This is a genomic window from Enterobacter sp. K16B (assembly GCF_020216105.1).
Classification (GTDB): domain Bacteria; phylum Pseudomonadota; class Gammaproteobacteria; order Enterobacterales; family Enterobacteriaceae; genus Enterobacter; species Enterobacter sichuanensis.
The window spans coordinates 31,651-44,717 of record NZ_JAIWJZ010000003.1; the positions used below are offsets into that span (position 1 = coordinate 31,651).

A 13,067-nucleotide genomic window follows, 5' to 3' on the forward strand; every position below is an offset into this window, starting at 1 on the left:
AAAAACACGCCTGTCAGATAGTCATCGGCACGGCAGAGATTTAGATTACGGCTAAAAACGCCGCACTGGTCACACTTTAGAGAAGAATATTAAAGCAACGCCAGCGGCGAAAAACCGCTGGCAGAAGAGTTACTTGTCGCCGAAATGAATCACGGTACGGATAGATTTTCCTTCGTGCATCAGATCGAACGCTTCGTTGATCTGCTCCAGCGGTAAACGGTGGGTAATGAACGGGTCGAGCTGGATCTTGCCGACCATGGCATCTTCAACCATCCCCGGAAGCTGGGTACGGCCCTTCACGCCGCCAAAGGCGGAACCGCGCCACACGCGCCCGGTGACCAGCTGGAAGGGACGGGTTTTGATCTCCTGGCCTGCACCGGCCACGCCAATGATGATGCTCTCGCCCCAGCCTTTGTGGCAGCACTCAAGCGCGGAGCGCATGACGTCAACGTTGCCGATACATTCGAAGCTGAAGTCAACGCCGCCGTCGGTCATCTCGACGATGACGTCCTGAATCGGCTTGTCGTGATCTTTCGGGTTCACAAAATCAGTCGCACCCATTTCACCCGCCAGTTTGAATTTCTCCGGATTGGTGTCAACCGCGATGATGCGACCGGCTTTCGCCTGAACCGCGCCCTGAATCACCGCCAGACCGATGCCGCCAAGCCCGAATACCGCCACGGTGTCGCCCTCTTTCACTTTTGCCGTGTTATGCACCGCGCCAATGCCAGTGGTGACACCGCAGCCCAGCAGGCAGACTTTATCCAGCGGCGCCTGCGGATTGACCTTCGCCAGCGAGATCTCCGCGCAAACGGTGTATTCGCTGAAGGTGCTGGTGCCCATGTAGTGATAGACAGGTTCGCCGTTGTACGAGAAGCGGGTGGTACCGTCCGGCATCAGCCCTTTCCCCTGGGTGGCGCGAACCGCCTGGCAGAGGTTGGTCTTACCGGATTTACAGAACTTACACTCGCCGCATTCCGCCGTGTACAGCGGGATCACGTGGTCGCCTGGTTTCAGGCTGGTCACGCCCTCGCCCACTTCCACCACAATCCCGCCCCCTTCATGGCCGAGCACCGCCGGGAAGACGCCTTCCGGATCGTCACCGGACAGCGTAAACGCATCGGTGTGGCATACGCCGGTATGGGTGATTTTGATGAGCACTTCGCCTTTTTTTGGCGGCGCGACGTCGATTTCAACGATTTTGAGCGGCTGGCCGGGTCCAAATGCAACTGCAGCGCGAGATTTCATATTGTCTTCCCTTATTGTGAGGTGTGTGGGTTTATTTTAGATAAGCGCGCAGCAAATGGCCGACTTCCGCCATGCGTACGGCTCGCTGATCCGGCGTGGTTTCTCCCGTCACCAGCTCATCTTTGAGGTGAATTTCGACCATTTCGCCCATCAGGCCATTGGCAGCCCCGCGCACGGCGGCAATTTGCTGCAAAATGGCCAGACAGGGGTCGCCCGACTCCAGCGCGCGTTCAAGGGCCTCAACCTGGCCCCGAATGCGACGGACGCGGGTAAGAATACGTTTTTTATCTTCGGGTGAATGCGGCATACGCCCTCCTGATACTATAGGGGGGTATGGTATTTAACTTTTATGTCGATGTAAACCTTCTGTTTCCGTTGCAACATCAGCATATCTACCGCATATCATCAACCAAGCGAATAAAACTTCAAAAATAGTAATGCACTGAAATATATAATTTTTTAATGACATTATTTGCCTAACCGGAATGAGGCTCCCGTTGTTTAGTGACGGTTTCATATACAACAGGAGTTAACACATGGCATGGAACAAACACGCAGCGGCCCTGCATGCACGCCAAAATGCAGGCACTTCATCGCAAAAACGCTGTGGAGAATTTACGCGTAAGGCAATACGTGCAGGTGGCGTGGATATTGGCAATGCACCTACCGCAAAAGACTATGGCAGTAACCTTGAACGGGCAGGTTTCCGAGTTTTAGGACAAGGTGAAACATTACAGGAAGGCGATGTGGTTGTTATTCAGCCCTATACGGGAGGTAATCCTGCGGGTCACATGGCAATTTATGACGGCACTACCTGGTACTCTGATTTCAGACAAAGAGATATGTGGGGTGGCCCGGGATATCGCTCCGCACGCCCTGCTTACAAAATTTACAGGAAAAGCTGATGCGTTACGTTCTCTTGATGTGCCTGTTTCTTACGGGATGTTCGACACAAATGGATGCGCCGGAAAAACGTACTCATGACTTTTACACGTTTTACCTCACTGCTTTCGTTACAGACAGCAAAGAAGATAATCTCGATTCACCAAAAATGCGTGATTATATTGCGCAAGACACGCTCTCCCGGCTGCAGAAAATTTCCTCTCTCTGTGAACAAGAAATTATCGGCTCTGATTATTTTACCTATACGCAAGACTATGCGGCGGAGTGGATCCCTGACCTAAGCGTAAGCAACGCGATAAACTCGGTGTCCGGAAAAGTTGTTAACGTCGACCTGGGGACAGGTAATGGGCAAAAACAGCGGTTAAACGTGTATCTGCGCAATGAAGACGGTAAATGGAAAATTTATCGCGTCACCGATGCGAGCCATCATTTCGAACAGTATATTTTTGACGACAGGACGATTGCTGCCGCACAACGATATGCGGCCAGTATAACTTCTCCATAATTAGCAAGATTAACAGTCTCCACGCCTGGAATATTGCGATACCCCCTTGCTTGCCGGGTGGCGCTGCGCTTGCCCGGCCTATTCTCCCCTGCAAGCCTGCGCCAGCGTTTGTAGTTCTTCCTTAAGCCAGCGCGTCGCGCCCCGCTGACCGCTGCGTTTATGGGAGTAAATTTTCACCTCAAATCTTCGTATTGAGAACGGTAAGTCAAAAATTTTAATATCCACTGCCGCCATCAGCTTCTCGGCCGCATACCGTGGAATGGCCATCAGCAGGTCACTTTCCGCCACGATAAACGGCGCGCTGAGCATCGACGGCGTTTTGATCGCAATGTGTCGGGTATAGCCTAACTGCTCGAGCCGCACATCCAGAACGCCCTGTTTCTCATTCCATGGCGTGACCACCAGATGTCGGGCCGCGAGATAATCCTCCAGCGTCAGCCGCGTTCGGCTCGCGCTGCTGATGACCACATACTCATCTTCAAACCAGCCGATCTCTTCCAGTTCCGGATGTCGGATATCCTCCGGCGTACTAAATCCCAGCGCCAGATCCACCTCGCCCGCCAGCAGTTCCGTCAGCGCCAGGCTGTGCGGCAGGTAGCGCAATTCAAAACGTAATCCCGGGGCGGACAGCTGCAGGGTGTGCATCAGGGCCGGGAAAATGCACAGCGCGGTAAAATCGGTTATCGCAATCTGTAAGGTCTCAGTACTGCTGGCCGGGTCAAACGGCGGCTGCGGCGTTAACTCGTGGTTGAGGAACGATAAGGCGGAAGCAATAGAAGGTGCGAGTTGAGAGGCATACACGCTGGGGGACATGCGGTGCCCTTCGCGAAAAAAGAGCGGATCGTTCAGGGTCGTACGTAAACGCGACAGCGCATGGCTGAGTGCGGACGTGCTCATCGCCAGCTCGTCAGCGGCCAGCCGAACGGAGCGGTGGCGATATATCGCATCAAAAACAGGCAGCAGGTTTAAATCAAGACGTCTCAGGGCTGGATGCATAATATTCATCATTTGTTGATTTCATTGCACTTAATTCTTCGGACAATACTCCGTATGCTTAACGCCATCAATCAACACACAGGCAAAAATCAGGAAAAACCATGAATATCACCCTTCGCCAGGCCCGTCCCGACGATGCAGCGGCCATTTACGCCATGATCTATGAACTGGCAGTGTATGAGAAAGCGCCGGAAGCCGTCGTCACCACCCCGGATGAGATCCGGGAAACACTCTTTGGCGAAGGCAGTAAAACCGAAGCGTTGATCGCTGAGTGTGAAGGACAAATTGCTGGCTATGCCGTGTTCTTCACCAGCTATTCAACCTGGCTTGGCCGCAACGGGATTTATATGGAAGATCTGTATGTTTCCCCGGCGTATCGCGGTCTGGGTGCGGGAAAAGCACTGCTGAAACATATTGCGCAGCTCGCCGTACAACGGCAGTGCGGTCGCCTTGAATGGAGCGTGCTGGACTGGAACCAGCCTGCCATCGACTTTTACCTGAGCATTGGTGCACTGCCGCAGTCTGAATGGGTGCGTTATCGCCTGGATGGCGAAGCGCTGCTGAAATTTGCCGATTAGCGGCGTCGCGTGCTGTGGCGTTTCAGGCACAGAGATATCCGAAAACAGCCATATTGCGGGCCGAATTTAGCCCTGCGGGCCTCACATCTGTTAAGAGAGGCTATCCTTTACCTGTTAACAAAAGGAGGCACAATGTCTGATTTCGGTACTGATAAAAACACCCAGTTTGCTGAAGACAAAGCAAAAAATAAGCTTGATGAACTGACAGGTTCAGCGCAGCAGCAGTTTGGTGAGTTCGTGGATTCACCAAAGCATCAGGTAAAAGGTGCCGCTAAAAAATATGCCGCACAGGCCAGCGATGCCGTCTCCGATGTCACTGAAGCTGTCAGAAATAACCCCCTCACCGGCCTTATCGCCGCGGGAGCGGTGGGTATTGTTCTCGGCCTGTTGCTGGGTCGCAAATAATCAAAGGCCCTTCGGGGCTTTTTTTTCGCCCTCTGCCGGTCGCTCCCCCTCTCTCCTGTTTGCCCCCGACATCGTTCTTCCTTCTGCGTCAAAATGCTGTATTATGCAAACTATTGCGACATTTTGCAGGATTGCAGCCATGCACAAAACCGCTCGTCAACGCTACGTTCTCGATCTGCTCAGTGAGCAGGGCCAGGCCAGCATCACCGAACTGGCAGAGAAGCTGCAGGTGTCAGCCGACACCATCCGTCGGGATTTGACCGACCTGGAAAACCAGGGCCTGGCGCAGAAAAACCACGGCGGGGCCATCGCCCTGAATCTCTCCGCCATGAATCGTCAGGGCCGCAACACGCTGCTGCCGGAAACTAAACAGCGCCTGGGTAAACAGGTCGCGCAGCAGGTTCCCCCGGGTTCCACCCTGTTTCTGGATGCCGGAAGCACGGTGATGGCAGTCGCCACTTTTCTTCAGGGACCGCTTACCGTCATTACCACGTCGCTTGATATCGCCCAGCATTTTAGCGAGCGGGAAGACATTGAACTGATCCTGCTCGGCGGGAAATGGGACCCAAAACAACGCCTGTTCGCCGGAAGCGCAACGTTGTCGCTGCTGTCCCGGTATCGGGCAGATATCGCCATTCTCGGCGCGTGCGCCATTCATGCCGAACTCGGCCTGAGTGCCGGTAAAGAAGCGGATGCCGAGGTTAAACGCGCGATGCTTGCCGCGAGTCATGCGCACTGGATTGTCGCCGACCATCTGAAAGTCAACCGCTGTGAACCCTATCTGGTCTCCGGGCTATCCGGCATTCAACAACTCTTTTTAGATCGTCCCTGGCCTGAGCTTGGGGACCCTGGCGCATTGCAGGTAACGGTGTGCGCGTAATAACGTGGAGAAGGTCATGAGTACAGTTCAAACAATCAACATTGCGCTGATCGGGTATGGTTTCGTCGGTAAAACGTTCCATGCTCCGCTGATCCAGTCTGTGGACGGCATCAGGCTGGCCGTGGTCTCTTCCCGGGATGAAGAGAAGGTGAAACGCGATCTGCCTGACGTGCAGGTGGTGGCCACGCCGGAAGAGGCGATTCAGCACCCGGACGTCGATCTGGTGGTGATCGCCTCCCCCAATGCCACGCATGCTCCGCTGGCAACCCTGGCCCTGAATTCAGGGAAACATGTGGTCGTCGATAAGCCCTTCACGCTTGATATGCAGGAAGCCCGGGATCTGATCGCCCTGGCGGATGAAAAGCAGCTACTGCTCTCCGTCTTCCACAACCGCCGCTGGGACAGCGATTTCCTCGGCATTAAGCAGATTATTGAGCAAGGCACGCTCGGCAAGGTTAAACATCTGGAGTCACATATCGACCGCTTCCGCCCGGAAGTGCGCGTGCGCTGGCGCGAGCAGAATGTCCCCGGGAGCGGTCTGTGGTTTGACCTGGGTCCGCACCTGATCGACCAGACGCTGCAACTCTTTGGCCTGCCGCAGACGGTGCAGGGGAATATTGCGACGCTGCGCGACGGCGCAGAAGTTAACGACTGGGCGCACGTGGTCCTGAACTACCCGGAGCACAAGGTCATTCTGCACGCCAGCATGCTGGTGGCTGGCGGAACAGCACGCTTTACCGTCCACGGGGACAAAGGCAGCGTGGTGAAAGCCCGAATCGACCAGCAGGAGGCACAACTGCTGTCTGGCGTCATTCCAGGCAGTGAAGCCTGGGGGGAAGACAGTGACAGTATGGTGTTCTATGGGGCTGATGGCGCACCGCAGACGATTACCACGCCGAAAGGCGATCAGCGCCAGTATTACATCAACGTGCGCGATGCCCTGCTCGGGAAGATCGCCAACCCGGTGCATCCGGTTGAGGCATTAGCGGTGATGGCGGTGCTGGAAGCGGCGGTGAAATCGTCGGAGACGGGGTCAACGCAGCCGCTGGCGTTAACGGCTGAAGAGCGTGCTCTGCTGGGTTAAAAACAAGCCGGGTGGCTGCTACGATGCAAATGTAGGCCGGGTAAGCGCAGCGCCACCCGGCAAGCGTTAAAGACTACTGACGCTTTTTCGGCATCATGCGAAGAAGCGTATTGTCCTTCCAGAAATAGTGGTGCATCAGCGCTGCGGCGGCATGCAGGCCAATCACAAAATAGCCCAGATTTGCCAGCGTCTCGTGCCACTCTTTCAGCGTATCCACCAGGTCAAAATTGGACTCCGCCGCATGCGGCATCGTCATGCCAAAAGCAAACCAGTCGCTCCCCCGGTTGTACATCATCACAATGCCAATCAGCGGCAGCGCAATAAACAGCAGATACACCACCAGATGCCCCAGATGGGACAGGCCTGTCACCATCGCTTTTGGCTTCGGTTGAATCGGTGGCGCGCGGAATTTCAGACGCACCAGCAGACGTGCCACCATCAGCACCAGGATACTGATACCGCATGACACGTGGATCATATTGATCGTCGGGCGTGCGGTTCGTGGGAAGAAGCCTTTAAACTCCATCGCGCAGTAGGCGACGATGATTAACAGAAACACCAGCCAGTGAATCGCAATCTGCAGGCTTGTATATTTAGTACGCATGGGGATTTCCTGAAAAAAAACAGTCACCGCGCCAACATAATCTCCTTTCCTTAAAAATTCATTAACTTTACTGTATGGTTTTTCAAATACTTCCCCGCGCATGAAGCATCTTCAATTGCCGCCCTGCCCGTCATGGTCTAAGCCTGGATGAGTTCAAACTGTCGCACCGACACGTTTACAGGAGAACACCATGAGTAAAATTGGCATTAACGGATTCGGGCGCATCGGACGTCTTGTCCTGCGTCGCCTGCTTGAAACCCAGGACAGCAACACTGTCGTCGCCATCAACGATCTTACCTCGCCCAAAGTGCTGGCCTATCTGCTCAGGCATGACTCTAACTACGGCGGTTTCCCGTGGAGCGTGGATTTCACCGAAGACGCGCTGATTGTGGATGGCAAAACGATCGCGGTGTACGCCGAAAAAGAGGCCAGGCATATTCCGTGGAAAGCCGCCGGAGTGGATATTGTCGTGGAATGCACCGGTTTTTATACCTCTGAAGAGAAATCCCGGGCGCATCTGGATGCAGGTGCCCAAAAGGTGCTGATCTCCGCCCCTGCGGGTGAGATGAAAACCATCGTCTATAACGTGAACGACGATACCCTCGACGCCAGTGACACCATCATCTCCGTCGCCTCCTGCACCACCAACTGCCTCGCCCCGCTGGCAAAAGCCCTGCACGACGCCTTTGAAATTAAAGTCGGTACCATGACCACCATTCACGCCTATACCGGTACGCAGGCGCTGGTGGATGGTCCACGCGGGAAAGATCTGCGCGCCTCGCGCGCGGCGGCAGAGAACATCATTCCGCACACCACCGGGGCCGCAAAAGCCATTGGTCTGGTGATCCCGGCCCTGAGCGGTAAACTCAAAGGCCACGCCCAGCGCGTGCCGGTGAAAACCGGTTCGGTAACCGAGCTGGTCGCTGTTCTGGGGAAAAAAGTGACGGTTGAGGAGATCAACGCCGCGCTGAAAAAAGCGACCCAGGGCAACAAATCCTTTGGCTATACCGATGAAGAGATTGTGTCGTCAGATGTCATCGGCTCGCATTATGGCTCGGTATTTGACGCCACGCAGACGGAAGTCAGTGAGGCTGGCGATCTGCAGCTGGTGAAAGCGGTTGCCTGGTATGACAACGAGTATGGCTTTGTCACGCAGCTGGTGCGTACGCTGGATAAATTCGCCAAATTGTAATCACCATGACGGATGGCGCGTCCATCCGTCGTAAATAAACAGCAAAGCACATTTTATTTACCCCCTCACTTTGAGGGTAAAAACATTCACCCTCCCTTTGAATTAAGTTGAAATCATCATTAAAACTTCTTAAATCAACTTTTAAATATAGTTACTTTAACTCGATACATCGGTCGAATAATATAACTACAGGACAGGCAATCATGTCGAAAAGAAAAACACCACATTGACTTTGTGAAAGAACAACAATGAAAAAAGTCACTCTGAGTAATAAAAACGCGAGCGGCAATTGGTGTATCAGGGGCGTGCGCTCCGAATATCATCTGTTGTAGGTTTTTTTCTTAAAAATGATTTTAATTTTAATAAATATACAAAATATAAATTAATCCATATTGTTCTTTGTTGATTTGTAAGGAAGCCCTCTGGCGGTTTCTTCACTGCATACCTGAATGACATCAACACAAGGAAGGATCAAGGATGAAAAAAATCATTCTGGCTACGGCCATCGCACTTTGCACCACCTCTGCTCTCGCAGCAGAAACCACCGTGATGAAGGTGGAGGGAACATTAACCAGCTCCACCTGTGATGCACTGCTGGGGAACGGCGGGGTATTCGATTACGGCACACTTAGTCTCGGAGAATTATCTACCACCGAAAACAACAAATTTGCGCAGAGATCGCTCCCGGTCACCATTACCTGTACGGCTCCCACTAAAGTGGGCCTCCGCATGCTCGATAACCGCAGCGAGAGCAATGCTGGGATTCCGGTGCAAATTAATGAGTATTCAATGAGCGCAACGTATTACACCTATGGCGTTGGTAGCACATCCAAAGGGGTAAAAATTGGTAGCTATGGTTTATTACTGAGCAACGCTGTTGCAGATGGCAAAACCGTCAGTATTATTGTCAGAAATGATGACTGGAATGCCGATTTATGGAAGTCAACTTCCTCTGTTCCGCGTTCCGATGATTTTAATACCATGTCTTTCGCAGCGGCTGGGACCACCACACCGGTTGCCATTACGCAAGCTAACTTTGACTTTTTGACCAGACTGGTGATTCGCGATACGACATCCCTGGCGATTACCGACGATACCGCACTTGACGGTCAGGCCACGATGACGCTGGTATATCTGTAAGCAGAAACAAAACACCAAAATAGATCAATTGTTTAATTGCGACATTACAATCATGGAAATTGTAATGATGAATGTAAAACCTATAATTTAGTTAAGGATCAACAATGAAAAAAATTCTTCTGGCTACCCTTGTAGCCCTCTCCTGCACATCCGTATACGCAGAACCCACGGCCGTCCTGAAGGTCACGGGTACGTTAACAAATGCATCGTGTACACCCGAGTTGAGTAACGGCGGGATCATCGATTATGGCGCCATTAATCTTCGTGATCTCTCCGCGACAGAGGATAATAACCTGGGCGATAAGACTATTTCGCTGACCATTACATGTCCGGTGGATACGAGAGTCGCCTTTACCACCCAGGACGACAAAAGCGCCAGCAACGCCGGCCTTGCCCCCACGGTGAACGGTAGCGCTAAAACGGATGCTTATTATCAGTATGGCGTGGGTCTGACAGATGGCGGTGTGAAAATTGGCGACTACGGTCTATGGATCACTGGCGTGACCGTTGATGGTGCGTCTGCTGACGCAATTATCAGTAATAACGATCTGACCAGTTGGGCAAAAGGCGTTGAGATGCGTAGTGATGGCGTCAGTAATATCACCGCTGCCGCAACAGGCACCCTTCAGCCACTGGCCTTTAAGGCGGCAACATTTGATATGAAGGCGAATCTGGTCATTGAGGACACCACGACGCTGGCGATAACGGATGATACGAAACTGGATGGTCAGACAACCTTTACCCTGGTTTACCTCTGATCGCGATTAAATACTCGACTTGTCTATAACGATAACGGGTACGGCATCATACGTACCCGTTATTTTTATGCCTGCATACAGGCCATTACAGCAAAGAACGGCTCACGAGCGCCTCTGTCAGAATCGCATCGTTACGTAAGATTTGCCATGCGGCTTCCACCTGTGCGGGTATCGTCACGTGGGCAATAAAATCACGCCCGGCCGGTCCGTAACCGTTAACATCGTCGCGCAGACGCGGCAGTTCACCCAGCGCCAGCGACAGATAGCGTTCAACCGGCCACAGCCCTTCCCCTGTCCCGCTGAAGAGCAGTCCATCGTTGCTGTTACGTAACACAGGCGTCAATCCGGGATGGCTTACCCATTCTGGTGCGGCGGGTTCATCCCGGCATACGCGGGCAAACGTTGCCATTGTGCGCCGCTGCATGGTGGGGTCCTGCACCACCAGCACGCGTTCAGGAGCAAGATGAAGATGTTTCATTAACGCCCGGCTAAACCGTGCGTTCTCACCGCAGTTGGTTGACTGATCCTCAACATAAATTCGCTCCGCCGGAATATGCCAGAACTGACGGGCGATATCGGCCAGAATGGCCGCCTCTGCACGGCCTGCCGTAGGGACGATGTGATAGCGCGGGTGTCTGGCAACTGCGGCATAGAGGAAGGAGGTGGAATGTCCTATTCCCCCGCTAATCATCAAGGGTACACCCTGCTCGGCCGCCAGGCGACAGGCGGCATCAATGGCAGGAATGACAGCATTACCCGCCAGAATGACCAAATCAACGGGCTGCCCCGGCAGCAGATCATCCTGTGCCAGCCAGTGTCCTACTGTGTTAATGGCACTTAGCGTGCCAGCGGGCACGCAGGGGAAAAAAGTCGGTATCATCGTCATCTCCTTACAGCATCTGCGGTTAGCGTACCGCACTTAGCGCCGCAAAACAGGCTTTCATGGCTAAAGTTCGTCTGGTCAGGCCGCTCTTTTTCCTTAAACGTCCTCTTCAACATTTGATTAACATGCGTAAATCATATTCACTTGAATTATGATTTAAGGCAGACGTAGAATCGCGAGCCCGTTAATTTTTCAATTTTTTCAAAGGTAAACAACGTTATGCGCCTGCCCGAACGCGACCCTTATGCTCCTCGCGAGTGGCAGCCACACGAGAAACCGGCGCTGCTGGGGTCACCCTCCACGCCGAACCACAGCACGCCCAAAAGGATTGCCTACGGCGTCGTTGGCCTGCTGGTCTGCCTGACGGGTGCCCTGGGCAATGCGGTGGTCACCGCCAACCTGCAAAATCTGCAGGGTACATTCGGCGCCTGGTCTACGGAAATCGCCTGGTTACCGGCGGTCTATGTGATGACCAACATTTCCATTAACCTGCTGCTGGTGAAGTTCCGCCAGCAGTACGGTTTGCGCGCCTTTACGGAAGGCTTTCTGGTGCTGTATGTGCTGGTGACCTTTTTCCACCTCTTTGTTAACGATCTCAGTTCAGCGCTGATGGTCCGCGCCGCGCACGGCATGGTGGCCGCCGCGCTCAGCTCGCTGGGGATTTACTACCAGATCCAGGCCTGGCCGGCGAAACATCGCCTGAAAGCGCTGACCATCGGCATCACCGGATCGTCACTCGCCATCCCTCTCGCCCGCCTGTTTTCGACCGAGCTGCTGCAGCTGGACGAGTGGCGCGGGCTCTATTTCTTCGAGCTGGGGCTGGCGCTGATCTCCCTCGCCTGCGTGATAGCCTTAAAACTGCCTCCGGGTGACCGACGAAAGGTTTTTGAGAAGAAAGACTTTATCACCTTCTTTTTAATGGCCCCCGGGATGGCCCTGCTCTGCGCCGTGCTCTCTTTAGGCCGTCTTGACTGGTGGTTCGAGGCGCCGTGGATCGGCTGGTCGCTGGCGCTATCGCTGGTGCTCATTGTGGCGGCCATCGTCTTTGAACATAACCGCAGCAACCCGCTGCTGAACACTCGCTGGCTGTCGAGCGGCAGCATCGTTCGTCTGGGGCTGATCATGCTGCTGATCCGTATCGTGCTGGCCGAGCAAAATACCGGCGTCATCGGCTGGCTGCAGTACGTGGGTTTACAGAACGAGCAGATGACGCATCTGGCGTGGTCCATTTTCGCCGGTATCGTCTGCGGGATCGTCACCAGCTGTCTCACCATCAAGCCGACGAAACTGGCGTGGCCGATAATCACCTCGCTGGCGCTGATGATTGTTGCCTCGCTGCTGGACAGCCAGTCTAACAACCTGACCCGACCGGATCAGCTGATGCTGAGCCAGTTCCTGCTGGGCTTTGGCAGCGCTTTCTTCCTGGCTCCGGCAATGCTGGCCGCGATCGGCGGTGTGATCGCCGACCCGCGCAACCTGGTCAGCTTCTCGGTCATGTTTGGCATGAGCCAGAACCTCGGCGGCCTGCTGGGCTCCGCTATTCTCGGTACCTTCCAGACCTGGCGCGAGAAGTACCACTCCAGCCTGCTGGCGGACCAGCTCACCACGCTCAACCCGCTGGTTAACGAGCGGATCCAGCTTTATACCCAGATGTACAAAAGCCTGATTGGCGACAGCGCGCTGCTGGGCACCCAGGCGATTACGCAGCTGCAAACGGTCACCAGCCTGGAGGCGAATATTCTGGCTTATAACGATACTTATCTTCTGACGGCGAGTATCGCTGCCGCCACGCTGGTCTGGATTTTATGGCGCTTGCTGCGCCTGCGCATCACTGCCCGTATGGCGCTCAAGAACGCCACCGGCAACAAATAATTGAAATATTTCTGGAGAG

General features: G+C 54.0%; 15 protein-coding genes. 10 read left to right on the forward strand and 5 right to left on the reverse strand.

All coding sequences use genetic code 11. The features are described from left to right. Positions 1–129 precede the first annotated feature (129 nt). Both LDK53_RS00735 and LDK53_RS00740 read right to left on the reverse strand, forming a co-directional pair. A complete protein-coding gene (locus tag LDK53_RS00735) occupies positions 130–1,248 on the reverse strand; it encodes an S-(hydroxymethyl)glutathione dehydrogenase/class III alcohol dehydrogenase (RefSeq protein WP_225283248.1) in 1,119 nt (372 codons plus the stop codon). A gap of 31 nt (positions 1,249–1,279) precedes the next feature. Further along, positions 1,280–1,555: a metal/formaldehyde-sensitive transcriptional repressor gene (locus tag LDK53_RS00740; protein ID WP_025759946.1), complete on the reverse strand. Its 276-nt coding sequence runs from the start codon at positions 1,553–1,555 to the stop codon at positions 1,280–1,282. Between the two features lie 229 nt (positions 1,556–1,784). On the opposite strand from LDK53_RS00740, the gene LDK53_RS00745 reads away from it, so the two are divergent. After that, positions 1,785–2,153, forward strand: coding sequence for an NlpC/P60 family protein (locus LDK53_RS00745; RefSeq protein WP_225283250.1), 369 nt, complete (start codon positions 1,785–1,787; stop codon positions 2,151–2,153). Continuing rightward, positions 2,153–2,656 (forward strand): YbjP/YqhG family protein, encoded by a 504-nt coding sequence (locus LDK53_RS00750; RefSeq protein ID WP_225283252.1) that lies wholly within the window; start codon positions 2,153–2,155, stop codon positions 2,654–2,656. The genes LDK53_RS00745 and LDK53_RS00750 overlap by 1 nt, the downstream gene beginning before the upstream one ends. A gap of 78 nt (positions 2,657–2,734) precedes the next feature. Here LDK53_RS00750 and LDK53_RS00755 read toward each other — a convergent pair whose 3' ends face one another. After that, complete coding sequence (locus LDK53_RS00755) at positions 2,735–3,664, reverse strand: LysR family transcriptional regulator (RefSeq protein ID WP_225283261.1); 930 nt, start codon at positions 3,662–3,664, stop codon at positions 2,735–2,737. A gap of 89 nt (positions 3,665–3,753) precedes the next feature. Between LDK53_RS00755 and LDK53_RS00760 the strand changes: the two genes are divergently transcribed. The 4 genes from LDK53_RS00760 (at position 3,754) to LDK53_RS00775 (ending at position 6,599) form a co-directional block, all read left to right on the forward strand. Next, a complete protein-coding gene (locus LDK53_RS00760) occupies positions 3,754–4,230 on the forward strand; it encodes a GNAT family N-acetyltransferase (RefSeq protein ID WP_047958539.1) in 477 nt (158 codons plus the stop codon). A gap of 132 nt (positions 4,231–4,362) precedes the next feature. Further along, positions 4,363–4,635, forward strand: a complete 273-nt coding sequence (locus tag LDK53_RS00765) for a DUF883 family protein (RefSeq protein WP_025759954.1) — start codon at positions 4,363–4,365, stop codon at positions 4,633–4,635. Positions 4,636–4,774: 139 nt separating this feature from the next. Beyond that, on the forward strand, positions 4,775–5,515 hold the full coding sequence (locus tag LDK53_RS00770; protein ID WP_025759955.1) for a DeoR/GlpR family DNA-binding transcription regulator: 741 nt from the start codon (positions 4,775–4,777) through the stop codon (positions 5,513–5,515). Positions 5,516–5,531: 16 nt separating this feature from the next. Further along, complete coding sequence (locus LDK53_RS00775; protein ID WP_155031148.1) at positions 5,532–6,599, forward strand: oxidoreductase; 1,068 nt, start codon at positions 5,532–5,534, stop codon at positions 6,597–6,599. A gap of 73 nt (positions 6,600–6,672) precedes the next feature. Here LDK53_RS00775 and cybB read toward each other — a convergent pair whose 3' ends face one another. Then, positions 6,673–7,203 (reverse strand): cytochrome b561, encoded by a 531-nt coding sequence (cybB, locus tag LDK53_RS00780; protein ID WP_025759957.1) that lies wholly within the window; start codon positions 7,201–7,203, stop codon positions 6,673–6,675. A gap of 190 nt (positions 7,204–7,393) precedes the next feature. On the opposite strand from cybB, the gene gap reads away from it, so the two are divergent. From gap to LDK53_RS00795, 3 genes are all read left to right on the forward strand, one after another. Beyond that, positions 7,394–8,395, forward strand: a complete 1,002-nt coding sequence (gene gap, locus LDK53_RS00785; protein ID WP_225283263.1) for a type I glyceraldehyde-3-phosphate dehydrogenase — start codon at positions 7,394–7,396, stop codon at positions 8,393–8,395. Between the two features lie 477 nt (positions 8,396–8,872). Next, positions 8,873–9,535, forward strand: coding sequence for a DUF1120 domain-containing protein (locus LDK53_RS00790; RefSeq protein WP_225283265.1), 663 nt, complete (start codon positions 8,873–8,875; stop codon positions 9,533–9,535). A 104-nt stretch (positions 9,536–9,639) separates the two neighbouring features. Further along, entirely contained in the window at positions 9,640–10,293 is a 654-nt protein-coding gene (locus LDK53_RS00795) for a DUF1120 domain-containing protein (RefSeq protein WP_225283267.1), read from the forward strand. A gap of 85 nt (positions 10,294–10,378) precedes the next feature. Here LDK53_RS00795 and LDK53_RS00800 read toward each other — a convergent pair whose 3' ends face one another. Then, on the reverse strand, positions 10,379–11,173 hold the full coding sequence (locus LDK53_RS00800; protein WP_225283270.1) for a YdcF family protein: 795 nt from the start codon (positions 11,171–11,173) through the stop codon (positions 10,379–10,381). Between the two features lie 222 nt (positions 11,174–11,395). Here LDK53_RS00800 and LDK53_RS00805 point away from each other — a divergent pair, with 222 nt between their 5' ends. After that, positions 11,396–13,048 (forward strand): MFS transporter, encoded by a 1,653-nt coding sequence (locus LDK53_RS00805; RefSeq protein ID WP_032672683.1) that lies wholly within the window; start codon positions 11,396–11,398, stop codon positions 13,046–13,048. Positions 13,049–13,067: the final 19 nt, after the last annotated feature.